We start from the raw sequence: 26417 nt of genomic DNA, 5'->3' as shown, positions 1-26417 counted from the left end.
CCCGCTCCTTACGCTTGCGGCCGCGTCCATCCATCCGGAATCACGGCGATGACGTCGATTTCCATCAGCCATTGCGGTTGCCCCAACGCGACCACGACGAGGCCTGTCGAAATGGGAAACACGCCTTTGAGCCACTTCCCGACTTCCTGATAAACCGGCTCGCGATAGCGGACGTCGGTTAGATACGTGGTCGTCTTGACGACGTGAGAGAGATCGCTGCCGGCTTCTTCCAGCAATTGCTTGAGGTTCTTCATCGCCTGCTCGGCTTGCGCGCGCGGATCGCCGAGTCCGACGAGGCGCCCTTCGAAATCCGTGCCGACCTGGCCGCGCACATAGACGGTGTTGCCGGCGCGCACAGCCTGGCAAAGATCGTTATCGAGCGTCTGGTTCGGATACGTGTCCTTCGTGTTGAACATGCGGATACGGGTATGCGTCGGTTGGCTCATCAATGCACCTTTGAATGCTGGAAATGCAGGGAGAAATGGATCGCGGGTCGGCGTTGGCGTAGCGATCAGCTCACGCCGATCTCGCTGACTTTATGAACGCGTGAAGCGGCGGATGCATCGTTTGAACTATCCGCATCATCCGCGTTGCTGATCGAAGCCTGAGGCTGCGGCCCATCGTAATACGCCAGATATTTGCGCTGCGTGGCGATATGATCGGCAATGTGCTTCGCGTCGTGCCACACGCCCCAGATAAACGCCGAGCCGCGGCGCGACAACCACGGCAAGCCGAGAAAATAGATGCCCGGCTCTTTCGATACGCCGCGCTGATGCGTCGGCTTACCCTTTTCATCGAACGCGTTGACCTTCAGCCAGTTGAAGTCCACTGCATAGCCGGTCGCCCACACAATCGACGTCACGCCCGCTTCAGCCAGAACCAGATCGTGCGACGGATGCGTGACGCACTCCGGGTCGGCCGGAATGATGCGCGCCTCCGGTTCTTGCGGAAGATCGAGACCGTTGCGCTCGGCGTACGCGTCGGCGGCGTCGAGCAGCGACAGATAGTTTTCGTCGCCACGTCTGATGTTTGCCGCGAGATCGTCTTCGAAGCTGACGACGCCGTCGTTGAACGACTTCGTCAGACCAACCAGCGTGACGCCCTGATGCGCGAGACGCCGGAAGTCGACGGTATGACCGCCGCGCGAGCCGCTCACCGCAATCGTGACGTGTTCCCTGCCGGGCTTCATCACTTCGGCGTCCCATTCGCCGAGCACGCCCAGCCACCAGCAGAAGTCGCGGCCGCGATAGGCGCGCGGCGGACGATCATGCGCGCCGACCGACAAATAGACGCGCCGGCCCGCACGCTGCAATTCGTCCGCGATCTGTACGCCCGACGATCCCGCGCCCACTACCAGCACGCCGCCTTCGGGCAATTGCGCGGGATTGCGATAGTCGGCGGAATGAATCTGCGTGAGCGCGGCGTCTTGCGGCGCGATCGGCGGAATGACGGGGCGCTGAAACGGGCCGGTGGCGACCACCACGCGGTTGGCCTGAATGATTCCGTCCGACGTTTCGACGGTGAAGCCGGGCCGCCTCGCGTTGCGCACGACCTGCTTCACTTCGACGCCGGTGCGGATCGGCGCGTCGAACTTCTTTGCATATGCAACGAAATAGTCCGCGACCTGCTCCTTGCCCGCGAACGCGTCGGGGTCGACGTCGGCGAACTCCATATTAGGGAAACGATCGTGCCACGCGGGACCGTTGGCAACCAGCGAATCCCAGCGTCCTGTGCGCCAGCGCTCGGCGATACGCGCACGTTCAAGCACGAGGTGCGGCACGCCGAGCTTGCTCAGATGTTCGCTCATCGCGACGCCGGCCTGGCCGGCGCCGACCACCAGCGTATCGATTGACGTTGTTTCCACTGTCATGACTGTGTCCTTCTGAAGAGGCGGAAATACTTTCGTGAAAATCTACTCGCCGGATCAGAATCTGAAAAACATATTAAAAAAATGCAGCGCATCGGTTTTCCCTATGCAGCACTTTTTGACGACCTCACAATCGGACGATTGAGAACCTTGAAGAGAGGGAGTGTTGTCGATGGAGAGTCACCCGTTGCGCTACTCATTGCGCCAGTTGCGCTACTTCGTCGTCACGGCGGAAGCGCTGTCTTTCACGGCGGCCGCGAAGCGCCTGCACATCTCGCAGCCGTCGATCTCGACGGCGCTCGCGGACCTGGAAGTGTCGTTCGGCGTGCAACTCTTCATACGGCATCACGCGAGCGGTTTGTCGCTCACGCAAGCGGGGCGCGACCTGCTGGGGCAAGCACGCAATCTTCTGAAGATCGCGGAAGAACTGCAAACCACCGCGAAGGAAATGGACGGCGGCATGACCGGCGCCATCGCGCTCGGCTGTCTCGTGTCGCTTGCGCCGCCGCTCATGCCGGGGCTTATCAGCCGCTTTACCGGCGAGCATGCGGGCATTTCGTTTCGTACGGTGGAGGCGCATCAGGACGGGCTCTTGCGAGGACTGCACGATGGTTCGCTCGATATCGCCCTCACCTATAGCCTGGATCTGACTGAAGACATCGCCTTCACGCCGCTGCTCTCGCTGCCGCCTTACGCGATCCTGCCGCGGACGCATCGTCTTGCACGCGCACGCAAGGTGTCGCTCGCCGACCTGCTGCCCGAGCCTTATGTGATGCTCGATCTGCCGCACAGCCGCGAGTATTTCGCCGCACTGTTCGACGCGGTGGGCAGCCGCCCGGTGCCCGCGTTCCGCTCGTCGCAGCCGGAAGTGGTGCGCGGCATGGTGGCCAACGGTCTCGGCTATAGCCTGCTCAACTTTCCGCTCAAATCGAATCGCACCGTGGATGGCGAAGAGTTTGTCATCAAGCGCTTCAAGGACAACGTCAACGCAACGATGCTCGGCATCGCGCAATCGCGCACGATGAAGCCGCGCCAGGTCGTGCATCGCTTCGCGTCGTTCTGCGAAAACTACATTCGCCGACTGCACATCGACGCATGATTTGAAGCACGCAATCGCCGCCTTCGAGTACGGCGCGCGCTGCATAGTCAAAACCTTTGCTTTGTATCTGAAAACAATATTTCGGCTTCTAAATTGGCTTGATAGATTGGTGTCCATGTCGAGCGCCACACCGCGAGAACCCGCACCGGCGCGCTCTTATCGTGACAAACCGAGGGGAACACCATGACCGACCCGGCAACGACGATCGCAGTGCAAGCGCTGGTCGACGACCTGCAAGCCGGTTGCGAAAGGCCCTTCGGCGAGGCGCATTCGATGCCGCCCGGCGTCTACACGTCGCCCGAATTTCTCGCGCTTGAAGAGCGCGCGATCTTCCAGCGCGAATGGCAATGCGTCGGCCGCGCGAGTTCGCTCAAAGCGCCAGGCGATTACCTGACGGCGCGTCTTGGCGCACAACCTGTCGTCGTATTGCGCGACGATCAGATGCAGCTCAAGGCGATGTCGAATGTGTGCCTGCATCGCATGTCGGTGCTGCTCGAAGGACGCGGCAACGTGCGCCGAATCGTCTGCCCTTATCACGCGTGGAATTATTCGCTCGACGGCGCGCTGCAAGGTGCACCGCTAATGGACCGGCAACAGGGCTTCTGCAAGGAGAGCTACCGGCTTCCGTCCGTGCGTTGCGAGGAATGGCAAGGCTGGCTCTACGTGACGCTCGATGCCAACGCGCCGCCCGTGCACACGCAACTCGCCGGCCTGAACGAGCTGATCGGCGCATACGGCATGTCGGACTACATCGAAACCTTCCATGAAGAGCACGTGTGGGACACGAACTGGAAGATTCTCGCGGAAAACTTCATGGAGAGTTATCACCTGCCGATGCTGCATCGCGCGACGGTGGGTCCGCATTCGCGGCTGGACGAAATGGAGTGCCCGCCCGGCAGTCCCGCTTTCAACTATCACTGGATCACGAAGGAAGCGTCCTTGCCCATCGGCAATGCGCATCCGGACAACACGCGTCTCACCGGACATTGGCGCAAGACGACGGCGCTGCTCGCGATCTACCCGACGCATCTCGTCACGCTGACGCCCGGTTACTTCTGGTATCTCGTGCTGCAACCGCAAGGCGTGGGGCGCGTGCATATCCGTTTCGGCGGCGGCCTCGCGCCGGAGTTCATCGCGGACCCCGAAGCGAACGCGCACATGAGCACGCTGAAAAAACTGCTCGACGAAGTCAATGCGGAAGACAAACGCGGCGTCGAAGCGGTCTTTCGCGGCGTGCATGCGCCGCTCGCGAAGCCGGGCCACCTGAGCCATCTCGAGCGGCCCAACTATGACTTCGCGCGCTACCTCGCCGGCAGGATCGCCGCGGCGAAGCTCGCACCTTGATGACGACGCAACAAAGACAGGACGCGATCACGATGTCAAACCCTTCCTTCATCTCGCTCTCGCGCGTGAGCAAAACGTATGACGGCGTTCAGCTTGTCGTGGACGACCTGAATCTCGACGTGAGCAAGGGAGAATTCGTGTCGCTGCTCGGGCCCTCGGGGTCGGGCAAGACGACCACGCTGATGATGCTGGCGGGCTTCGAGTCGCCCACTCACGGCGAGATTCGTCTCGACGGCCGCCGGCTCGACGACAAGCCGCCGCATCAACGCGACATCGGCATGGTGTTTCAGAACTACGCGCTGTTTCCGCATCTGACGATTGCGGAAAACGTCGCGTTTCCGCTTTCCGTGCGGCACGTAGGCCGCGCGGAGCAGAAGGCGCGCGTAAAGCGCGCGCTCGAGATGATCGAATTGCCGCATCTGGCGAACCGTCGTCCGTCGCAGCTTTCCGGCGGGCAGCAGCAGCGCGTCGCGCTTGCACGCGCACTCGTGTTCGAGCCGAGCGTGGTGCTGATGGACGAGCCGCTCGGCGCACTCGACAAGCGCCTGCGCGAAACCATGCAATACGAAATCATGCGGCTGCATCGCGAGCTGTCGCTCACGATCGTCTACGTGACGCACGATCAGGCCGAGGCGCTGACCATGTCCGACCGCGTCGCCGTGTTCTCCGATGGACGCATCCAGCAGGCCGCCACGCCGAGCGAACTGTACGAGAACGCGCAGAACGCATTCGTCGCCAACTTCGTCGGCGAGAACAATGGCTTGACCGGGCGCGTCGTGAATGCGCACGAAGGCTGGGCCACGCTTGCGCTGTCGAACGGCAGCATGATTCGCGGCCGTTGCGAAAACGGCCTGCACGCCGGCGACGAAGCGATGCTCGCGCTGCGCCCCGAACGCGCGCATATTCCGGGCGCCGAAGGCACGCAGCCGACCGAACATGACAACGTCGTGCGCGCGCGCGTCGACGAACTGGTGTATTGCGGCGATCACCATCGCGTACATCTGACGCTCGGCTCGCGCGATTCCATCGTCGTGAAAGTGCCCAATACGCAGCGTCACGCGTTGCCGACACCCGGCAGCGAGATCGACGTCGCCTGGCGCCATGACGACTGCAAGATTCTCGCGATGAGCGCGCGCAGCAGCGCGCCGGCGATTCACGTATCCACACCGCCCTCCCCTTCCATCATCACGACCGCACCAGCAGGAGCCAACTGACATGCGCACTATCATCAAAGCACAATGCGCCGCACTCGCCGTACTCGCATTCGCCACCGTGACCACGCAGGCAGCGGAGACGCTCTCTGTCGTGACCTTCGGCGGCGCGTACGAAGCAGCGGCGAAGAAAGCCTATTTCGAGCCGTTCACGCAGGCGACGGGCGTCGGCTTCTCGACCGAATCGTATGACGGCGGTCTCGCGAAACTCTCCGCGATGGAGCAGGCGAAGAACACCACGTGGGACCTGATCGACCTCGAAACCAACGACGCGATCACCGCCTGCGACGAAGGCCTGCTGCAGAAGTTCGACAAGAAGACGATCGGCAAGACGAGCGACTTCATCCCCGGCTCGATCAGCGATTGCGCGGTCGCGAGCATGGTGTGGTCCACGGTCTATGCGTACGACGCGAGCAAGATGAAGACCGCGCCGAGCACGGTCAACGACTTCTTCGATCTGCAGAAATTCCCGGGCAAGCGCGGCCTGCGCAAGTCGCCGAAGGTATCGATGGAATGGGCGTTGATCGCGGACGGCGTCGCGCCGAAAGATGTGTACAAGGTGCTGGCCACGCCCGCGGGCGTCGACCGTGCGTTCAAGAAGCTCGACACGATCAAGAAGAACATTGTGTGGTGGGAGTCGGGCGCGCAGGCGCCGCAGTTGCTCGCGGACGGCGCGGTCGTGATGACGCAGGCCTACAACGGCCGCATTTCCGATGCCGCGCAGAAGGACAACAAGCCCTTCAAGACCGTGTGGGACGCGCAGGTTTATGACTTCGACTGGTGGGGCGTTCCGACCGGCGCGAAGCATGCGGATCTGGCGGCGAAGTTCATCGCGTCGGCTTCGCAGCCGAAGGCCTATGCGGACCTGTCGAAGTACATCGCGTATGCGCCGCCGCGCAAGGACGCGATCGCGCTCGTCGACAAGCAGCGCCTTGCCGATCTGCCGACCGCGCCCGATAACTTCAAGCGCGCATTGCAGATCAACGCGAACTTCTGGGCCGACAACGCCGACCAGATCAACAAGCGCTTCCAGGTGTGGCTGACGCAGTAACACCATCGCATCGTCCGACGAGAGCCCAACGTGACCACCAGCATGCCCACTGCCGCCCGAGCCATGGCCCCCGGCTCTCCGACGAAAGGCGACGGCCGCGCGTCGTTTAACAAGGCGCGCCGCCGCGCATCCATGCAGGCGCTGCTGCTTGCGTTGCCGCTACTCGTCTTTCTGCTGTCGACGTTCATCGCGCCGATCACGCTGCTGCTGGCACGCAGCGTTCAGAATCGCGAAGTGCCCGACAGCATGCCCGCGCTCACGCGTGCGCTGAATGCGTGGGACGGTAACGGCGTGCCCGACGAACACATGTTCGCTCTACTCGCCGCGGGGCTCGCCGAGGCGCGGCAAAGCGGACAGATCGGCACCGTCGCGCGGCGGCTGAACTTCTCGATGCCCGAGTTTCGCAGCCTGTTGATGCGCACCGCCCGGCAACTGCCAACGGACGCGCCGCCCGCGTGGAAACCTGCGCTCGTCGAACTCGACGAGCGCTGGAATACGCCGGAGACGTGGCGTTTGCTGAAGCGAGCCGCCGCGTCGCCGACGCCCGACTACCTGCTCGCCGCCGTCGATGCGCAGATGACGCCGCAAGGCGCCGTCGCGTTCGTGCCGGACAATGCGTCCGTCTATCGGGCGGCGTTCGTGCGAACGGTTTCGATCAGCGCGACGGTCACGCTGCTATGTCTCGTGCTCGGTTATCCGGTCGCGTGGCTGCTCGCGAATCTGCCCGAGAAAAGCAGCAACCGGCTGATGCTGTTCGTGATCGTGCCGTTCTGGACTTCGCTGCTTGTGCGCACGACCGCGTGGTATGTGTTGCTCCAACCGGGCGGCGTGATCAATAGCCTGGTGATGAGTCTCGGGCTCGCCACGCATCCGCTGCCGCTCATCTTCAATCGCACGGGTGTCCTCATTGGCATGACGCATGTGCTGCTGCCTTACCTGATCCTCGCGATTTACTCGGTGATGAAAGGCGTGTCGCCGGTGTATATGCGAGCGGCGCAATCGCTCGGCGCGCATCCGTTCACCGCGTTCATGCGGATCTATGTGCCGCAGACGCTGCCGGGCGTCGGCGCCGGCTGCTTCCTCGTGTTCGTGCTTGCGCTCGGCTACTACATCACGCCGGCGCTGCTCGGCGGCGCGGGCGACGAAATGATCAGTCAGCTCATCGCGATGCAGACCAATACGCAGTTGAACTGGGGCCTTGCCGGTGCGCTGTCGGCTTATCTCGTGATCTTCACGGCGATCTTTTATTTCCTGTTCAACCGCATTGTCGGTATCGACCGCCTGCGCTTCGGTTGAGTCGATGAGTCGAACAATCGACGAGTCGATCGAAAAAACAGGCACACGACGAAGGAACGACATGCAAGATCAACGCAACAAGATGCTGACCGAACGCATCGCCGCGCGCTGGGTACGGGTGCATACCGCGCTCGTGCTGCTCTTTCTCGTCGCGCCGATTCTCGCGATCATTCCGCTCTCGTTCAATTCCGGTTCGTACTTCTCGTATCCGATGCAGGGCTTCTCGCTGCGCTGGTACGAGCAGGCGCTGACAAGCCCGGACTGGCAGCGGGCGCTGCTTAACAGCATCGGCATCGGCGCGGCTTCCACGCTGATTGCCACCTGTCTCGGCACGCTCGCGGCGCTCGGTCTTTCGCGCGCGCAGTTTCCACTGCGCTCGCTGATCATGCCGCTCATCATCTCGCCGATGATCGTGCCTATCGTGGTTGTCGCCGCCGGCTTCTATCTGATCTTCGCGCCGCTCGGCCTGGTGAATTCATATCCAGGCGTGGTGCTCGCGCATGCGGCGCTCGGCACGCCATTCGTCGTAATCACGGTAACTGCATCATTGCTTTCGTTCGATCACAGCCTGTTGCGCGCGGCGTCCGGGCTCGGCGCGCGCCCCTGGGTCGCGTTCAGACGCGTGACCTTGCCGCTCATCACGCCGGCGGTTGCGACCGGCAGTGTGTTCGCTTTCGCGACCTCGTTCGATGAAGTGATCGTCATTCTGTTCATCGGCGGCCCGGATCAAACGACAGTGCCCCGGCGCATGTGGAGCGGCATTCGCGATTCCATCGACCCGTCGATTCTCGCGGTCGCGACCATGCTGATCGTGTTCGCCGTGCTGCTGCTCGCGAGTATCGGCTGGTTGCGCGGGCGTCATGCCGCGGCCGGCGAAGGGCTTTCGTGATGCAGCTTTCCTTTTCAGCATGACACGCGATACCGCAGGTCAGCTGCGCCCCGCCGCCATCAATGGCCGAAGAAGATCGACTTGCCGTTGCCCGACGAATGGCCCGATGAAGCGCGCGCGGTCGTCGCGCCCGACTGCGACGAGCCCTCCATTGCAACGCCGCCCTTCGACGTCATGCTGAGCGCCGAATCCGCTGCGGCCACTTTCGCATCGGCAGCCTGAATGTCGGCGGGATAGGACGCATCGGAAGCGACCGGCTGGTAGCCTGCCTGTTCGACACGCGTGAGATCGGCGCGCACTTCGGCGCGTGTAACGGGACCATTGGTGGTTTGCGCAAATGCAAGAGCGGGTGCGGCCAATGCGCAGGAGACGAGGACAGCGTTCAGAAGTGCTTTCATGATGGTTCACCTATCGTTGAGTAGCGGCTGCGTTCACGATAAACGGAGCCTTTGAAACCTTCACCGCTAGTCGTGAAGGAGTGGTTGCATTCTGCGCAACCGCTGCTGACTCAATGGTGACTCCCGCATTACATGCTTGTCATCTTTAGCCCTTTATCGGGTTCATACGGTTATCCCAACGCCGATCCATTCGTTACGGCGCTCTCATCTGCATAGATGACGGACTTGTAATGTGTCCGTCACTCGCGAGTAAGTGCCTGCCCGGCACACTGCCTCCCATTACGAAGCCCCGTTTGCGTCGCTTTCGCACAGGGCATTCCGACCGCCATCGTCCAGGAAAACGTTATGTGGATTGTCAGACTCGCGCTGCAGCGGCCGTACACCTTCATTGTTCTGGCCGTGCTGCTATTTATACTCGGGCCACTTGCGATCATTCGCACGCCCACGGACATCTTTCCGAACATCGACATTCCCGTCGTCAGCATTGTCTGGTCGTATAACGGCTTCTCCGCCGAAGACATGGCGCGTCGAATCACGTCGAACTACGAGCGCGCGCTGACTTCCGACGTGGACGACATCGAGCACATCGAATCGCAGTCGTTGAACGGCGTGTCGGTCGTGAAGATCTTCTTTCACCCTGGCGCCGACATCAATCGCGCGATCGCGGAAGCAGCGTCGAACTCGGCGTCGATTCTGCGCGTGCTGCCGCCCGGCACGTTGCCGCCGAACATCATCACGTACAACGCATCGACGGTGCCAGTGCTGCAGCTTGGCCTTTCCAGCGATACGCTGCCAGAGCAGTCTCTTTATGACCTCGGCAACAGTTTCATCCGCACACAACTCGCCACGGTTCAGGGCGCCGCAGTGCCGCTGCCATTCGGCGGCAAGATTCGCCAGATCATGGTCGAACTCGATCCGCGAGCGCTACAGGCAAAAGGACTCGCACCGATCGACGTGGTCAACGCAGTCAACGCGCAGAACCTGATACTGCCGGGCGGCACAGCGAAGATCGGCTCGCGCGAATATAACGTCGAGATGAACGGCAGCACCGACACGGTCGCGAAGCTCAACGATCTGCCGATCAAGACGGTAAAAGGCGGCGTCGTGTATGTGCGCGACGTCGCGCATGTGATCGACGGCTATGCGCCGCAAACCAACATGGTGCGCAGCGACGGCAAGCGTGCCGCCTTGCTGCAAGTCGAAAAAACCGGAAGCGCGTCGACGCTGACGATCATCCAGCAGGTCAAGGCGATGCTGCCCAGGATCGCCGCGGGTCTGCCGAAGGCCTTGAACATCGTGCCGCTGTCCGATCAGTCGGTATTCGTGAAGGCCGCGATTTCCGGCGTTGTGCGCGAAGGTCTGATCGCCGCGTGTCTCACAGCCGCGATGATCCTGCTGTTTCTCGGCAGCTGGCGCGCGACGCTCATCATCGCCGTGTCGATTCCGCTCGCGGTATTGACGTCGCTGATCGCACTGGCCGCGCTCGGGCAAACCATCAACATCATGACGCTCGGCGGACTCGCGCTCGCGGTCGGCATTCTCGTCGACGACGCAACCGTCGCGATCGAAAACATCACGCATCACCTTGAAAAGGGCGCGCCGCTGCATGACGCGATTCTGAACGGCTCCGGCGAAATCGCGGTGCCCACGTTCGTGTCGACGCTGTCGATCTGCATCGTGTTCGTGCCGATGTTTCTGTTATCCGGTGTCGCCCGTTACCTGTTCGTGCCGATGGCCGAGGCCGTCGTCTTCGCGATGTGCGCGTCGTACTTTTTCTCGCGCACGCTGATCCCGACGCTTGCCATGTATCTGATGCGCGCGCCTTCGAAAGCAGGTGATTCCGCGCAGCGCCGCAAGAACGTGTTTGCCCGTTTTCAAGTGCGCTTCGAGCAGCGCTTTGAAGCGCTGCGCAATCGCTATCGCTCCGTGCTGCAACGCGCGATCGCAAACCGCCGCCGCTTTCTGCCGATTTATCTCGCGCTATGTCTCGCTTCGCTCGCGCTGATTCCGTTCGCGGGACGTGACTTTTTCCCCGCTGTCGATACCGGAGAAATCCGTCTGCATCTGCGCGCGCCGACAGGCATGCGCATCGAGGAAACCGCGCGCCTGACCGATGAGGTCGAAGCAAAGATTCGAACCGTGATTCCGCAGTCGCAGCAGGCTGCCGTGCTCGACAACATCGGCGTGCCGGTGAGCGGCATCAACCTGACGTACGACTCGTCGGACCCGATCGGCTCCGAAGACGCGGACATCATGGTCACGCTGAAGCCGGATCACAAACCCACCGCGCAATATGTCGCGCAACTGCGCGACGTACTGAACACGGCCTTTCCCGGCGTGACATTCGCGTTCCTGCCCGCCGACATCGTCAGCCAGATTCTGAACTTCGGTTTGCCCGCGCCGATCGACGTGCAGATTGTCGGCAACAAGCTCGCGGCGAATCGCGTGGTCGCCGACCATCTGTTGGCGCAACTGCGCGGCGTGCGCGGACTCGTCGATGCGCGTATCCAGCAGCCCGGCGACGCGCCGGCCATCAACGTCGACGTGGATCGCACGAAAGCGATGCAGGCGGGCCTCACGCAGCGCGATGTCGCGCAGAACCTGTTGATCGCGCTGTCCGGCAGTTCGCAGACCACGCCGAACTTCTGGCTCGACCCCAAGAACGGCGTCAGCTATCCGCTGCTGGCCGAAGTGCCGCAATACGACATTCATTCGCTGCAAACGCTGTCGAACATTCCGTTGACGACGAATCAGGTCGGCGTCGATCCGCAAAACCAGCTCGGCACGCTCGGCACGATGTCGCGCGGCTCGCAACAGGCCGTCGTCTCGCACTACAACGTGCAACCGGTGCTCGACATTTTCGCGTCGACGCAAGGACGTGATCTCGGCGGCGTCGCTGCCGACGTCACGAAGCTCGTCGATGAAGCGCGCGCGCAATTGCCGCCCGGCTCGTCCATCGTGATCCGCGGACAGGTGCAGTCGATGAACGAATCGTTCGCGGGCCTTGGCGCAGGACTCGTGTTCGCGATCGCGCTCGTTTATCTGCTGATGGTCGTGAACTTTCAGTCGTGGCTCGATCCGTTGATCATCATCAGCGGTCTGCCTGGGTCCCTGGCCGGCATTGCATGGATGCTGTTCGCGACGCACACGACCTTGAGCGTCCCCGCGCTGACAGGAACCATTCTTTGTATCGGCATCGCGACGGCGAACAGCATTCTGGTGATCAACACCGCGCGCGAGTCGTTGCAAAACGGCATGGAGCCGCTTGCGGCCGCGCTCGATGCGGGCTTCAACCGCTTTCGTCCTGTGTTGATGACGGCGCTCGCGATGCTGATCGGCATGCTGCCGATGGCGCTCGGTCTCGGCGACGGCGGCGAACAGAACGCGCCGCTCGGACGTGCGGTGATCGGCGGCCTCGCGATCGGCACGCTGTCCACGCTCATGTTCGTCCCCGTCGTGTTCGGGATGGTGCATGCGTGGCTCGCCAAGCGCCGCGCGCACCGTGCCGCCGATGCGTCGCTGACACCACACGCTCAATAAGGAACCGCCATGACTACGTCCGATCTGCCGCCGACGCCTGATGCGGCCACGCACACCAACGCCCTGCCCGTTTCGCGCGACGCTGCGAATAACGAAGCCGTGAAGCGCCGTCGCTTGATATTGCCCGTTGCGCTCGCCGCAGTCGCCGCCGCATTGCTGGCACTCGGCATCGTGCCGCGTTTGCATGCAAGCACCGCGCTCACCGAGCAGGTCGACGCGCAGCGCGAAGTGCCCGTCGAAACAGTCGCGCCGACGCGCGCACCGGCATCGCAGGAACTGTTGTTGCCGGGTTCCGTGACGCCGTACGCCGACGCGTCGATCTATGCACGCACGAGCGGCTACGTCCAGCACTGGTACGCGGACATTGGCACGAAAGTCAAAGCCGGGCAGACGCTCGCAGACATCCAGACGCCGGAACTCGACGCGCAACTAAAACAGGCGCGCGCCGACGAAGCCACGGCAAAAGCAAATTACGCGTTCGCGAACAGCACCGCTCAGCGCTGGCAAACGATGCTGAAAACGCAGTCCGTTTCGCAGCAGGACACCGACGCGAAGACGAGCGACAGCGAAGCCAAACTCGCGGCGTTGCAATCCGCGCAGGCGAACGTCGCTCGGCTCACCGAACTGGTGTCGTATGAAAAAGTCACCGCGCCGTTCGACGGCGTGGTCACCGTACGCAACGTCGATGTGGGCGCATTGGTGACGTCGGGCGGATCGCCGGGGCTCGCGGGGATGCCTGGCGAACTCTTTCATATCGAACAGACCGACCGCCTGCGTATCTTCGTCAACGTGCCGCAGGACGACGCGAGCAGCATCTCAACGGGCACGCAGCTTTATCTGACGACGCAGCAATATCCCGGACGCCGCTTTGCAGCTACCGTCGCGCGCTCCGCCAATGCGATCGATCCCGTGAGCCGCACGTTGCGTGTCGAAGTCGATGTCGACAATCACGACGGCGCGTTATTGCCAGGTGCGTATGCGCAGGTGCATCTCGCGTTGCAGACCGCGCATCCCGCGCTCGAACTGCCCGTCAGCGCATTGCTGTTCAGGCCCGACGGCGTAACCGTCGCGGTGATCGGCAAGAGCAATACGGTGCAGCTAAAGACGGTGACGATCGGCCGCGATTTCGGCACCTATGTGGAAATCGCTACGGGCGTCGAAGCAACGGATCGCGTGATCAACAATCCCGGCGACGCTATCAGCAACGGTGAAGCGGTACGCGTCGTGGCATCCGCTGCGCTCCACGGCTAAGCGAGGCGCATGATCATGCTCAACGTACCCGTAGCATCCATTCGCAGGCACCTTGCAATCGGCGTTGCGTGCGCGCTGACTGCGTGCTCGACGCTGCCTTCTTATACGCATCCCTCTGTCGATGTGCCCGATCACTATGCAGGCACGGCCGCGCCCGGCTGGGCTGTCGCGGCTCCGGCCGATGCACAGCCGCGCGGCCCCTGGTGGACGCTCTTCAACGACGACGAACTGAACCGTCTCGAAGCGCGCGTCGATGTGTCCAATCAGACTGTGGCCAAGGCAGTGGCGCAGTTGCAGGCAGCGCGCGCGATGGTCGACTATCAACGCGCAGGCTATGCGCCGACGATCACCGCCGGCGCCGCGCAATCGCGCGCGCGTTTGTCGCAGAACGTCCTCGGCCATTCGCTCGCGGGCAAGACGGTGCCCGATTATTCGGTGGGCGTGTCGGCGATCTGGGAGCCGGACCTGTTCGGCCGCGTGAAGGATGCAACGGTCAACGCACGCGACAATGCGCAGGCAAGCGAGGCTGATCTGGAATCGGTGCGCCTCTCCATCGCAAGCGATCTCGCGCTCGACTACTTCGATCTGCGCTCGCTCGACCGGCAAAAGAAACTGCTGGACGATTCCGTCACGGCGTACACCGCTGCATTGAAGATCGTGCAGCAGCAGTTGAACGACGGAGCCATCGACGCCTCCGCCGTCGCGCAAGCTCAGACCCAACTCGAAAGCACGCGCACGATGGACAGCGATATCGACGTGCAACGCGCGCAGTTGCAACACGCGATTGCGACGCTGATCGGCGTGCCCGCTTCGTCGTTCGCGCTGCCGCAACAGGTGCGCGACATCGCGCTGCCGCAGATTCCTGCGGGCCTGCCGTCGCAATTGCTCGAACGCAGACCCGACATCGCCGCCGCCGAGCGGCGCGTCGCCGCGGCCAATGCGCAGATCGGCGAGGCGCATGCGGCCTTCTATCCGGACCTGACGCTTTCGGCCACAGCGGGACTCGAAAGCACGTTCTTCGCGCCGTGGCTTACCGCGCCGAGCCTCTTCTGGTCGATCGGCTCGCAACTCGCCGGCACGCTAGTCGACGGCGGCCGCCGCGATGCCGCGCTCAAAGGCGCGAACGCACAGTACGACGGCGCGGTCGCCGATTACCGTCAAACGGTGCTGGTTGCGTTTCAACAGGTCGAGGACAACCTCTCCGCGCTCACCACGCTCGCCAGTGAAGCGGATAGCGAGCAGCGTGCGACATCAGCGGCGGAACTCGCGCTGAAGCTCACGACGAACCGTTATCAGGCGGGCGCCGTCAGCTATCTGGATGTCGTCACGGCGCAGACCATCGCGCTCACCAACGAGCGCACGGCCGAGCAGATCGACGCGCGCCGCGTCGATGCGAGCGTGCAGTTGTTGAAGGCGCTAGGCGGCGGCTGGGATCGCGCGACGCTTACCGATGCGCAAAGGTCAGAATGAAGCGCGTGCTCTGTGCGTCGCTTTCGGCGTGCGCCGAGCCGCCATGTAACTCCATGATCGTGCGCACGATGGCGAGCCCGAGTCCCGTCGAACCCGTCGACTCGGGATCGCTCTTGCGCGAAGGATCGACGCGATAGAAACGGTCGAAGATGCGTTCGAGCAACGAAGGGTCGATCGGCGCACCCTGATTCGCGACGGTCACGCGCAAGCCGTGCGGCGTATCCTGCGCGTCGAGTGTGATCGTGCCGTTACGCGGCGTATAGCGGATCGCGTTGGCGAGCAGATTGCTGACCGCGCGGCGGAACAACTCGGCGTCGGCATGGACGCGGCCGCCGCCCGTCACTTGCAGATGCACGCCGGCATCGTCGGCGACGCCTTCGAAGTATTCGGCGATGCGCGCGAGTTCCTTCGCGGCATCCAGTTCGCTCAACGTCGTGACGAACTGCGGATGCTCGGCGCGCGCGAGAAACAGCACGCTTTCGATCATGCGCGAGATCCGCTCGCATTCCTCGAGATTCGATGCGAGCAGCGACTGATATTCGTCGGCGGAGCGCGGACGTGCGAGCGCGACTTCGGTCGAGCCGCGCAGATTGCCGAGCGGCGTGCGCAAATCGTGCGCGAGATCGGCCGTGTATTGCGACATGCGTTGAAAGCCGCCATGCAGCCGGTCGAGCATCGCGTTCAGCGAGACGACCAGCGTGGCGAGTTCGCTCGGTACGTTATCGACTTTTATGCGCGTGTCGAGCTTGTCGACGGTGATCGTCGCGGCCTTGCCCGCCATCTCGCGCAAAGGCTTCAGCGACTCGCGCACCAGCATCCAGCTCATCAGGAACGCGAGCAGCATGCCGGCCAGGCCCGCGCCATAAAGACGCTCGCGATAGTAATCGAGCAGACGCCAGCGGTCCGTCATATTGCGCGCGATGACCAGCGTGACGGGCGTGCCGTCGCCCAGCACCGCATCCGCTGCGAGCCCGCGCACAGGCACGCCGCGCGCGTTGTGCCATTCCACGATGCTGGTCTCAGCGATACGCTGCGACGCGCCAAGCGGATTCGCCAGGGTCGGCGACGGCACGGCCGGATCGGCGATGCCCGCCGTGTTGTGCTCGAACACGAGCTTGCGGTCGGGGCCGCGCACTTCCATCGACATCGCGAGATTGCCCAGCACCTGGCTCGTCAGCCGGTCTTCATGGGCGCGCAAATCGGCAAGCGTCGCGATTTCCTGCGCGAGACGCCGCGTATGGCGCGCGATCAGCACGATGTCGAGATCGTCCTGCTGCTTGACCTCGCGGTCGAGCGCGAAATACAACACGCTGCCGACCAGCGCAAACACCATCAACGTCGTTCCAGCGAAGGCAAGCGCAAGCGTGGTGGTCAGCGAGCGCGCCGCCATCAATCGGTCTCTTTCAATTCGATCACGTAGCCGACGCCGCGCACCGTTTGTATCAGCTTGATCGGGAAGTCGTCGTCGATCTTCGCGCGCAGCCGGCGAATCGCCACTTCGACTACGTTCGTGTCGCTGTCGAAGTTCATGTCCCACACATACGACGCGATCTGCGTGCGGCTCAGCACTTCGCCCTGACGGCGCGCGAGCAGTTGCAGCAGCGAGAATTCACGCGGCGTCAGATCGATGCGCGTGTTGCCGCGGCGCACGCGCCGACGGTTCACGTCGATTTCCAGATCGCCCACTTTCAGCAGTTCGCTTTCGCGCGGCGGGCCGCGCCGCGCCAGCGTGCGCACGCGTGCGAGCAGTTCGACGAACGCGAACGGCTTGACGAGATAGTCGTCGCCGCCGAGTTCGAGACCGCGCACGCGGTCGCTCACGTCGTCGCGCGCGGTGAGGAACAGCACCGGCGTGGTGCGCGTGGCGCGCAGGACTTTCAGCACGGCCCAGCCGTCCATGGTCGGCAGCATCACGTCGAGCACGATCACGTCGTAGTCCTGCTCCTGCGCGAGCAGCAGACCATCGGCGCCGTCGTTGGCGACGTCGACGGAATAGCCCGATTCTTCAAGGCCCTTTTTCAGGTAGGCGCCCGTTTTCGGTTCGTCTTCGATAATCAGTATTCGCATGACAGCCTCCGGCGCTTTAACGCACTTCAACGCACTTGGACGCGCTTTAACCGCGCTGAATGCGCGGTGGCGTAGTCGTGCCTTGTGGCGGTTTGACGCCGAGCGCTTCGGCCTTCAGCACGAAATCGGCAAGCGAGCGCGACTCCATCTTCTTCATCGCCTGACCGCGGTGAATCTTGACGGTGATCTCACTCAGGTTCATTTCGGCGGCAATCTGCTTGTTCATCAGGCCGCTCGCGACGAAGGCCATCACTTCGCGCTCGCGCGGCGTGAGCGATGCGTAGCGGCGGCGCAGGTCCGCGACCGAGCGGTCCGCTTCGCGCCGTTCCTCGTCCTTGCCGAGCGCACTCGCCACGGCGTCCAGCATGTCCTGATCGCGAAACGGCTTGGCGAGAAAGTCCATTGCGCCGGCCTTCATTGCCTTGACCGACATCGCGATATCGCCGTGCGCGGTCATGAAGATAATCGGCACGCGCAATTCGCCCGCGGCAATCTGTTCCTGCACGGCGAGGCCGCTTTGCCCTTTGAGCCGTACATCGAGAATCAGACAGCTCGGCACGTCCGGTCTCGGGAACGCAAGGAATTCCTGCGCGGACGCGAACAGTTCAACGCGCAAGCCGACGGAGCGCAGCAACATGCTGACGGCTTCGCGCATCGACGCGTCGTCGTCGACGACATAAACCATCGCGCTAGTCGCGTTGACCGGTTCAGTGCTCATTGCGCTTTGCCTCATCGAGCGGCAGAACGAACTGCATCACGGCACCCTTTCCCCCTTGAGATTCCGCCCAGATCCGGCCGCCGTGCGCCTCGACAATCGAGCGGCAGATCGACAGTCCCATTCCCATGCCTTCCGCCTTCGTCGTGAAAAATGCGTTGAAAAGCCGCCCGGCGTTCTCTTCGCTGATGCCCGTGCCGGAGTCTTCCACGACCACCAATGCGTGCCGCGCGTCGAAAGAGCGCGTGCGAATCCGCAATTCCCGCGGCCGGGCCGTGATGCCCGACATGGCCTGCACGCCGTTCATCACGAGGTTGATCACGACCTGCTGCAACTGCACGCGGTCGGCGCAGACCGACGGCGGGGGACTCGCGTAATCGGCATCCACTTCGACGCGGTGCGCATCCAGCTCACGCCGCACGAGTTCGATGGATTCTCTCACTATAGCGTTCAGATCGAGCACCGCGTGGCTAGGATCGCGCTTTTGCGCCATCGACCGTATCTGGCGGATCACATCGCTCGCGCGCCGCGCGTCGTGAATCATCTGGTTAATCGACTGGCCGACTTCCTTCAGATCGGGCTGCGGACGGTTCAGCCAGCGCAGCGCGGCGTCGCCGCACGTGGCGATCGCCGCAAGCGGCTGCGTGACCTCGTGCGCGATCGACGCGGCCAGTTCGCCGAGCATCGTCACACGCGTGACGTGCGCGAGTTCGGCCGTCGAGCGGTCGAGCGCTTCCTGCGCCGCCCGCCGTTCGGTCACGTCCATCAGCGCGCCGACGTATTCGGGATTCGCCGATTGCGGTGCGGCGAGACGCGCGACGTAGTGCACATGTTTGACGCTTCCATCGGGCATCGCGAGGCGATGTTCGAGATCAATCAACGGCACGCCCGCGAGACTCTGCTGATAAGCCTGCCTCATCAGCGCGATGTCTTCCGGATGCGCGCGCGCGAGGATCAATTGGAAGCTGGGCGCGACGTCTTTCGAATAGTCGAAGATCCGATACGTTTCGTCGGACCACCACATCTCGCCGCCGGGCAGTTTCGTCGCGATGCTGCCGGTGCGGCTCAAACGCTGCGCGTCGGACAGAAACGCCTCGCTGCGCGCGAGCGCCTGCTCGGCCTGTTTGCGTTCTTCGATATCGGTGTTCACGCCATACCAGCGCAAAATCTTGCCGGCGCTATCGCGCAGCGGTTCCGCGCCGATATGCATCCACCGGTAGACGCCATCGCTGTGCCGGATGCGGGACACGCTTTCGAACGGCGCGCCCGTTGCAATGGCTTCGTGCCAGGCGTGCTGCATCGCGCCGCAGTCGTCGGGATGAACGATCGAGCGCCAGATGTCGCCGTCGTTCTCCACGCACGTCACGCCCAGTTCGTTCCAGCGACGGTTGATGAAGACGAGCCGCCCATCGCTCGACGAACTCCAGACCATGCCTGGAATCGCGTCGATGGTCGCGCGCAATTCGTCCTTCTGGCGCCGCAACTCGCCTTCCATCTGCTTGCGGACGGTAATGTCGTTGTTGGTGGCGAGCACGGCGCGCGGCTTGCCTTTCGCATCGCGCCACAGCGCCCAGCGGCTCGAAATGACGACCGTTGTGCCGTCATTGCGCACATGCTGCAGTTCGCCTTGCCAGCGCCCGGAACGCAACAACTCGCGGCGAATTTCGTCGAGCGAGACCGACGAGCGCGTTTGCGTCAGCTCATGCACCGGCTGACCGATCGCCTGTTGCGTAGTCCATCCATAGAGTTGTTCCGCGCCCTGATTCCAGAACGTGATCAGATCGTTCATGTCGTACACGACAATCGCGTCATGCGTCAGATCGAGTAACTGCAACTGCTCCTGCAGCGTCGCCGTGCTCTTCTGATTGCGCAGCGCGAGCACCGACGCCGTCGCGATCGCGAGCAGGCTCACGAGACAGCGCGCGACCGGGCCGCCCGAGTAGTGCTCGTCGTGGGACATTGCAAAGGCGATCACCGTGAGCGCCACGCAACCCCATGACGTGAGAATCGCAGCGGGCCGCGAACTCGTCGACGCGACGAGCAACACCACGACCACGTACAGCACGGCGATCGCAATATCGAGTGGCGTGAATGCGTCGATCAGGAATACGACGAGCGCGACTGCCGCCGCGAGAACGGACAACACGCGTGGGTCATGCCGCATCGGTTCGTCGGCGTGTGAGCGGAATATCATGTCGGCGATTGAGCGCGCCGCGCGAGAAGGAGGGAGACGAAACGAGGCGATGCTGGCATAGGCATTCGAGGTAAACGTTCGTTGACGAGTACCGGGGACCCTGTCTCGCGCCGCCATAACGGCGCATCGAAGTCAGACACGCGGGACGCCGACCCATTTAATCCGGCAGTTATCTTATCTGAGTTTTTCGGTATCCAACCGTTAAGTCCCTTTGCGACGAAGCCTTAATCAAGGCTCGCCGCGTTCCGCCTGCAGCGTTTCGAGGCAACGCAATATGGCCGCGCCATCGACAGGTTTGCTCAGCACGCACAGCGCGCCATCGTCCAACGCCTGGCGGCGCACCGCGTCCGATGCGAACGCGGAGATAAAGATGACCGGCAGCGTGATTCCGTCGTCGATCAGACGGCGTTGCAACTGAAGCCCGCTCATGCCCGGCATCTGGACATCGGAGATGACGCACGCGACATCCGCGATCTGGCCGGAGGCGAGAAAATCTTCGGCCGACGCATAGAGCCGCACGTCCCAACCCAGCGAACGAACCAGACTCGATGTGGCGATACGGACGGATTCGTCGTCGTCGATAATCGAAGCTATCGGATGGGAATGCAAGCGACTGATCCTCTGCCATACATGCGATTACGGCGGCACGCTGTTGCTTCGCCCGCCGTTCAGGTGTTCCCATCTTAGGGAGAAAAGCCTGCCGGGAAAATTATATGTGTGTATAGGTTGGGTGCGTGGAGTCGGCGTTGCTACCCGAAAAGCCGCGCCCACACCTGCCGCACACGACGCGCGCGGTCTTCGAAAAGATATGACGCAACCAGCGCCAGAAGACCTGAAATAGCCCCCGTCAGGATGTGCTCGACGTAGGGGATTGGGTAGTGACTCGCGTGCGAGTAGGCGTCGCCTATCGTTGTCAGCACGCCGACGACAAGCGCATTGCCGTAACGATGCCCGTAGAGTTTCGCTGCAGGTGTGAAAGTCAGAAGTATGGCCAGGAGCCCGGTGAGCAAACCGGTCCGGAATGCAATCGTCCAGTGGACAAGGCTCATGATGTTGCCCCAGCTACCCGGCATGCACGTCATGCATGCGCTTGTGGGCTGCCAGAAACGCTGGATAAACAGCCTGATGCGGCGCTTCCACTCGCTTGACATGATCGATGCCCTTGTCACGGCCGACGCCGATATACTGTGGAATACTACACTCGCAACGGCAGCTTCACTTCCCCTTGACGTTACGTTCCTGTCCCGGCGTAACGTCAAAGACCTTCCGATAACACCGCCCCAGATGCGAAGCGCTGGCAAACCCGCACTGCATCGCAATGTCGAAGATCGAAGCGGTCGATTCATGCAGGAGCTTTTGCGCCGCCTTCAGGCGCACGCCCAGATAGAACTGCGACGGTCCCATGTCGAAATGCTTGAGCCACATGCGCTCGAACTGGCGAGGCGAGATACCGACCAGCGAGGCGAGTGTCTGCACAGGAACGGGGCGCTCTATGTTCTGCTCCATCAGCGTGATCGCATTGACGATGCGCCGATCCTCGATACCGTAGCGCCACTGGATCGCCATTTTCTGGCTTTCCTGCGACGCGCGAATCCGCGTATGCAGGAACTGATCGGCGACATCGGCGGCAAGCCGGTGGTTATGCGCGCGCGCGATCACGTCCAGCATCAGATCGATCGCCGCGGTGCCGCCGCCGCATGTCAGCCGGTCGCCGTCGATGCAATAGAGGTCGCGCGTGACCGCGAGCGAAGGAAACTCGTCGGCGAGCGCCTTCAACGCTTCCCAATGAATCGTGCAACGCCGCTTGTCGAGCAGCCCGGCGCGCGCGAGGATCATCGTGCCGAGGCTCACGCCGCCGAGCGGTTTGCCTGTCGCGGCATAGCGGCGCAAAAAGTCGAACACCCGCTCGTTGCGGTAGTTCTCCACACCGATGCTCGCCACCACGAACAACTGGTCCACGGCAATCGACGACGTCATTGCGGATTCAGGCTGCAGCGAAAATCCGGAACTCGACGACACGGGCTCGCCGTCGGCGCTGATGAGATGCCAGCTATACAGCGGCTTGCCGCTCACCCGGTTAGCCGCGCGCAGCGGCTCGCTCGCGGAGCTGAGCGCCATCATCGAGAAGTTGGGTACGAGGAAAAAGCCGATGCGTTCCGTGTCGGGCCGTCGCTCCCGGCTCGAATCCGCCGTGCTTTCCGTGGGCGCGGCGGCGAGTGCGGCGGCCAGTGCGCCCTCCTCCGCCCGTGGCCACTTTTGACTGCGGGCGGAAGCCGGTTGCGGACCCTCATCGTTCATTTTCCTGCGCATGTCCATGCTGGATTGGCCAAGGTGAGGAAACTGTCGCATATCGGGCCGCGCCGGTCCATCGCCGCATGAGCGCGCAAGCGCTATCGGGCCCGCCTCAATCGCCGGTGTAATTCGGCGGACGCTTTTCGAAAGTCGCGGCGAGCGCCTCGCGATGATCCTCCGTGCGATGCGCGATGCCCTGAAAAGCCGCCGAGAGTTCCAGCAGGCTCGGCAGGTCCATCCGCTGTCCTTCGCGGATCAGGCGCTTGCTCATGCGCAGCACGTTGGGCGGATTGACGGCGATTCGCGCCGCCAGTTCCTTCGCCGCGGACAGCAGTTCCGCGTCCGGCACCACCCGCGAGACGAGCCCCCACGCGAGCGCGCATTGGGCATCGATAGGCGTGCCCGTGAAAATCATTTCCGCGGCGCGCGAAAGACCGATTGCACGCGGCAGCAGCCACGCGCCGCCGTCGCCAGGAATGATGCCGACCTTGGCGAAGCTCTCCGCGAACAGCGCGCTTTCTGCGGCGATACGGATATCGCACATCAGCGCGAGATCGCAGCCCGCGCCATGCGCGGGTCCGTTCACCGCGGCGATGCAAGGCACGTCCAGTTCATGAAACGCGCGCGGAATGCGTTGAATGCCGCGCCGATAGTTCTCGCGTATTCGTGCCGCGTTGCCGGCGAACGTGCCGAGTTCGTCGCGCATGTGTTTGATGTTGCCGCCCGACGAGAAGGCGGGGCCCGCGCCCGTCAGCACGATTGCGCGGACGCTCAGATCGGCTTGCGCGCGCGCGAGGCTCGCTACCAGCGCGTCGACCACTTCCATTTCGGTGAGTGCGTTGCGCGTTGCCGGACGGTTCAGCGTGATCGTGGCGACGCCACCGTCCAGTTCATAAAGTACCGGTTCGTTCATGTTCAGGTTCCCGTGCGCAGAAGTTCTTCGGCGACCGATGCGGCCAGTTCGCGGCGCAGCACCTTGCCGCTCGGGTTCAGCGGCAAGCGCTCCACGAACAGTATTTTCTTGGGCCGCTTGTATGGCGCGAGGTCGTCGCTCGCCTTGCAAAACGCAATGACGGTGTCCTCCGTCAACTGTGCGTCGCTGCGCACGACAAACGCCGTGACCGCCTGGCCCCACTTCGGATCGGGCACGCCGATCACCGCGGCCTCCTGCACGCCGGGGCAGTGATACAGCACCTCTTCGACTTCCCGCGGATAGATGTTTTCGCCGCCCGAGACAATCATGTCGTCGGCGCGGCCGTGAAAGTGGAAATAGCCGCCTGCGTCGACGCTAAAGAGATCGCCCGTATAGAGCCAGCCGTCGCGAAACTTCTTTGCCGTTTCGACGGGATTGTTCCAGTACGCGCGCGCCAGTTGCGGGCCGCGTACGATCAGTTGACCGACTTCGCCAGGAGCCACGCTTTCCGTGGATGGCACGGCGCGCTCCGCATCGTTCGTCACGACGCGGCAGGTGCTGATCAGCGTCGGCTTGCCGCACGACCCGAGGCGCGACAGTGCATCGCGTGGATGCAGCAGCAGCGTCAGGCTCGCTTCGGTCATGCCGTAGCCGTTGTAGACATTCGGACAGAACTCGTCGATGACGCGTTGCATCGCTGCGGCGGGAATGGCCGCGCCGCCCGTGGTGATCATCCGCAGGCTGCTGTGATCGGTCCGCGCGAACGATGGATGGAACAGCATGTCCTGGATCTGCGTCGGCACGGCAAAGAGCGTCGTAATGCGATGTTCGCCGATCGCGGCGAGCGTGCGCTCGGGATCGTAGCGCGGCAGAACGATGTTGGCCGCACCGACCATCAGGTGCGGCATGAAATACGCCTGCATGCCGCCGACGTGGTACAGCGGCGCGATATGAAGCGCCGAATCGGTGCTCGTCAGGCTGTACTCCATCACGCAGTTCGTGGCGATCGCGACGTCGTTGCCATGCGTGTGGATCGCGCCTTTCGGGCGCCCCGTCGTGCCGGACGTGTACACCAGCGCCGAGATGTCCTCGGGCGTGACGGGAGGCAGCGGCGCATCGCGATGACGCGTGCCGTCTATCAGCGAATCGAAGTCGTGATGATGCGATGGCGCATCGCCGTCGCCGGGAACTTCATCGCCGTGGCCGCCGTGTCCTGTCACACGCACATAGATGCGCAGATCGGGCAAGCCCTGTTCGACCTTCGCTGCGACGGCCTGCATCGAATCGTCGTAAATCAGCGCCCGCGCGCCGGCATCGCGGATGATGAACGCCGCGTCGTTCGCGGACATCCGGTAGTTCATTGGAACTGCAATCGCGCCGAGTAACTGACAGGCGAGATACGCGGTGGCCGTTGCATCCGATGTCTTCTGGAAGATGGCTACGCGATCCGTTTGCCGCACGCCCAGATCGAACAGCGCCTGCGCGAGTCCGCGTACGCGCACGTCCCATTGCGCGTAGGTCAAGCGCGCGTCGGCGCAGACCAGCGCGAGACGGTCGGGGTACTTCGCAACCGTGTTTTCGAACAGCGAGGTAATGGTCAGCATGATGGAAATGGAGTGCGCTCAGAGGTTGATCTTCAGATCGGGCAGATCGCGCGAGGCGATCAGGTATTTCGCCATTTCCGACGTTCCGCCGACAATCGTCAGCGCGCGCGCGTCGCGATAGAGCTGTTCGGCCCGGCCGCATTCTTTGGTAAGGCCGTCGCCACCCAATATCTGCACGGTTTCGTTGACACAGAAATTCGCTGTCTCTGTCGCGACGAGCTTGGCCATGGCCGCTTCCTTCATCAGCGCCTTGCCGTCGGCGCCCGCGTCGTACATCTTCGTGGCGCGGTACGTGAGGAGTTCGGCGGCGTCGATCCGCCAGCTCATCTGCGCGATCTTGTCCCAGATCAGTTGCTTGCAGCCGAGGAGCTGCCCGAACGTCCTGCGGCTTTGCGCATGCGATCGGGCGATGTCGAACGCACTGCGCGCGACGCCGAGGCCCGAGCCGCCCAGAATCGCGCGCTCGAAGTTGAACATGCCGCGCATGATTGCGAAGCCCTCGCCGGCCACGCCCAACAGGTGATCCGCGCCGACCCGGCAATCGTCGAACTTCACTTCGCCGACGATGCAGCCGTGCCTGCCCATGAACGTATAGTTGCGCGGAAAGCTGATGCCGCGCGCGTCTTTGGGCACGGCCACAGCGGTGATGCCCGGCCGTTCCAGGCCATCGCGCGGCGTGATGCCGTAGGCGATATAGACGTCCGCAACCGACGCGTTCGAGATATAGCGCTTGAAGCCGTTGATGACCCATTCGTCGGTGCGGGCGTCGTATTCGACGCGCGTTTGCATGTCGGCGGAATCGCTGCCCGTGCCGGGCTCGGTCACGCAGATCGCGCCGATCGCGCGGCCATCCAGAATCGGTTCGAGATACGCATCGCGCACTTCCCTGCTGGCATGACGATGCAGCGGATAGGCGCAGCTCAGCGCGGTGGCGATGGTGGTCTCAAACGCATAGTTGATGGCGGACGCTTCCTCGGAGAGGATCGTCGCGTGCGTGAGACCGGGCTTTGTCAGCGAGCCGCGATACAGGTCCGCGAACATCAGCCGCAAATAGCCGGCTTCGCCCAGCGCGCGCACCACGCGTTTGACGGCGTCCCAGTCGCGGCGCTCTTCTATGTCCGCGGCGCGCGGCGCGAGTTCGCGTTGCAGGAACGCGCGCGCTTCGGCGCGAAACGCGCGGTCTTCGTCGGTAAGGAGAAAATCTTGCATGGCAGAC

At 63.0% G+C, this 26417-nt stretch carries 22 protein-coding genes; 9 read left to right on the top strand and 13 right to left on the bottom strand.

Annotation, left to right across the window (positions count from 1 at the left end; all coding sequences use genetic code 11):
• Positions 1–8 precede the first annotated feature (8 nt).
• The gene (locus tag AB6809_RS16690; RefSeq protein WP_006048278.1) at positions 9–446 is read right to left on the bottom strand and encodes a RidA family protein; all 438 of its coding nucleotides are present in this window, start codon (positions 444–446) and stop codon (positions 9–11) included.
• A 65-nt stretch (positions 447–511) separates the two neighbouring features.
• On the bottom strand, positions 512–1870 hold the full coding sequence (locus AB6809_RS16685; protein ID WP_029969868.1) for an NAD(P)/FAD-dependent oxidoreductase: 1359 nt from the start codon (positions 1868–1870) through the stop codon (positions 512–514).
• Positions 1871–2039: 169 nt separating this feature from the next.
• Here AB6809_RS16685 and AB6809_RS16680 point away from each other — a divergent pair, with 169 nt between their 5' ends.
• The 6 genes from AB6809_RS16680 (at position 2040) to AB6809_RS16655 (ending at position 8757) form a co-directional block, all read left to right on the top strand.
• Positions 2040–2966, top strand: coding sequence for a LysR family transcriptional regulator (locus AB6809_RS16680; RefSeq protein WP_029969870.1), 927 nt, complete (start codon positions 2040–2042; stop codon positions 2964–2966).
• A 183-nt stretch (positions 2967–3149) separates the two neighbouring features.
• A complete protein-coding gene (locus AB6809_RS16675; protein ID WP_029969871.1) occupies positions 3150–4310 on the top strand; it encodes an SRPBCC family protein in 1161 nt (386 codons plus the stop codon).
• A gap of 32 nt (positions 4311–4342) precedes the next feature.
• Positions 4343–5524 (top strand): ABC transporter ATP-binding protein, encoded by a 1182-nt coding sequence (locus AB6809_RS16670; RefSeq protein ID WP_029969872.1) that lies wholly within the window; start codon positions 4343–4345, stop codon positions 5522–5524.
• 1 nt (position 5525) lies between these two features.
• A complete protein-coding gene (locus tag AB6809_RS16665; protein ID WP_006048284.1) occupies positions 5526–6572 on the top strand; it encodes an ABC transporter substrate-binding protein in 1047 nt (348 codons plus the stop codon).
• A gap of 42 nt (positions 6573–6614) precedes the next feature.
• The gene (locus tag AB6809_RS16660) at positions 6615–7868 is read left to right on the top strand and encodes an ABC transporter permease (RefSeq protein ID WP_029969874.1); all 1254 of its coding nucleotides are present in this window, start codon (positions 6615–6617) and stop codon (positions 7866–7868) included.
• Between the two features lie 61 nt (positions 7869–7929).
• The gene (locus AB6809_RS16655; RefSeq protein ID WP_006048286.1) at positions 7930–8757 is read left to right on the top strand and encodes an ABC transporter permease; all 828 of its coding nucleotides are present in this window, start codon (positions 7930–7932) and stop codon (positions 8755–8757) included.
• 59 nt (positions 8758–8816) lie between these two features.
• Here AB6809_RS16655 and AB6809_RS16650 read toward each other — a convergent pair whose 3' ends face one another.
• Positions 8817–9155 (bottom strand): DUF4148 domain-containing protein, encoded by a 339-nt coding sequence (locus AB6809_RS16650; protein WP_029969879.1) that lies wholly within the window; start codon positions 9153–9155, stop codon positions 8817–8819.
• Positions 9156–9500: 345 nt separating this feature from the next.
• On the opposite strand from AB6809_RS16650, the gene AB6809_RS16645 reads away from it, so the two are divergent.
• The 3 genes from AB6809_RS16645 to AB6809_RS16635 are packed head-to-tail and all read left to right on the top strand — an operon-like array spanning position 9501 to position 15416.
• On the top strand, positions 9501–12695 hold the full coding sequence (locus tag AB6809_RS16645; protein WP_029969882.1) for an efflux RND transporter permease subunit: 3195 nt from the start codon (positions 9501–9503) through the stop codon (positions 12693–12695).
• Between the two features lie 9 nt (positions 12696–12704).
• Positions 12705–13946: an efflux RND transporter periplasmic adaptor subunit gene (locus AB6809_RS16640; protein WP_029969883.1), complete on the top strand. Its 1242-nt coding sequence runs from the start codon at positions 12705–12707 to the stop codon at positions 13944–13946.
• Positions 13947–13961: 15 nt separating this feature from the next.
• On the top strand, positions 13962–15416 hold the full coding sequence (locus AB6809_RS16635) for an efflux transporter outer membrane subunit (protein WP_371026876.1): 1455 nt from the start codon (positions 13962–13964) through the stop codon (positions 15414–15416).
• On the opposite strand, the gene AB6809_RS16630 is transcribed toward AB6809_RS16635, so the two are convergent.
• The 10 genes from AB6809_RS16630 to AB6809_RS16585 form a co-directional block, all read right to left on the bottom strand.
• Positions 15391–16806 carry a heavy metal sensor histidine kinase gene (locus AB6809_RS16630; RefSeq protein ID WP_029969885.1) on the bottom strand — a complete coding sequence of 472 codons (1416 nt, stop codon included), beginning with the start codon at positions 16804–16806 and terminating at the stop codon, positions 15391–15393. The two genes, AB6809_RS16635 and AB6809_RS16630, sit on opposite strands and share 26 nt — an antisense overlap.
• Positions 16806–17483 carry a heavy metal response regulator transcription factor gene (locus tag AB6809_RS16625; RefSeq protein WP_029969886.1) on the bottom strand — a complete coding sequence of 226 codons (678 nt, stop codon included), beginning with the start codon at positions 17481–17483 and terminating at the stop codon, positions 16806–16808. The genes AB6809_RS16630 and AB6809_RS16625 overlap by 1 nt, the downstream gene beginning before the upstream one ends.
• A 46-nt stretch (positions 17484–17529) precedes the next feature.
• Positions 17530–18201, bottom strand: a complete 672-nt coding sequence (locus AB6809_RS16620) for a response regulator transcription factor (RefSeq protein ID WP_006048293.1) — start codon at positions 18199–18201, stop codon at positions 17530–17532.
• Complete coding sequence (locus AB6809_RS16615; protein WP_029969887.1) at positions 18191–20392, bottom strand: PAS domain S-box protein; 2202 nt, start codon at positions 20390–20392, stop codon at positions 18191–18193. Before AB6809_RS16615 ends, AB6809_RS16620 begins: the two co-directional genes overlap by 11 nt.
• 228 nt (positions 20393–20620) lie before the next feature.
• Positions 20621–21001 carry a response regulator transcription factor gene (locus AB6809_RS16610; RefSeq protein ID WP_006048295.1) on the bottom strand — a complete coding sequence of 127 codons (381 nt, stop codon included), beginning with the start codon at positions 20999–21001 and terminating at the stop codon, positions 20621–20623.
• A gap of 140 nt (positions 21002–21141) precedes the next feature.
• Positions 21142–21543 (bottom strand): hypothetical protein, encoded by a 402-nt coding sequence (locus tag AB6809_RS16605; protein WP_006048296.1) that lies wholly within the window; start codon positions 21541–21543, stop codon positions 21142–21144.
• 64 nt (positions 21544–21607) lie between these two features.
• Positions 21608–22690, bottom strand: a complete 1083-nt coding sequence (locus tag AB6809_RS16600; protein ID WP_244230974.1) for a GlxA family transcriptional regulator — start codon at positions 22688–22690, stop codon at positions 21608–21610.
• A gap of 106 nt (positions 22691–22796) precedes the next feature.
• Entirely contained in the window at positions 22797–23597 is an 801-nt protein-coding gene (locus tag AB6809_RS16595) for a crotonase/enoyl-CoA hydratase family protein (RefSeq protein ID WP_029969891.1), read from the bottom strand.
• 2 nt (positions 23598–23599) lie between these two features.
• The gene (locus tag AB6809_RS16590; RefSeq protein WP_371026875.1) at positions 23600–25201 is read right to left on the bottom strand and encodes a class I adenylate-forming enzyme family protein; all 1602 of its coding nucleotides are present in this window, start codon (positions 25199–25201) and stop codon (positions 23600–23602) included.
• Positions 25202–25219: 18 nt separating this feature from the next.
• Positions 25220–26410 carry an acyl-CoA dehydrogenase family protein gene (locus AB6809_RS16585; RefSeq protein WP_029969894.1) on the bottom strand — a complete coding sequence of 397 codons (1191 nt, stop codon included), beginning with the start codon at positions 26408–26410 and terminating at the stop codon, positions 25220–25222.
• Positions 26411–26417: the final 7 nt, after the last annotated feature.

Origin of the sequence: Paraburkholderia sp. RCC_158, from assembly GCF_041355255.1 — a bacterium.
GTDB classification, from domain to species: domain Bacteria; phylum Pseudomonadota; class Gammaproteobacteria; order Burkholderiales; family Burkholderiaceae; genus Paraburkholderia; species Paraburkholderia graminis.
Note: the sequence above shows the minus strand (reverse complement) of the source record. Positions and strands in the feature narration are given on the sequence as shown.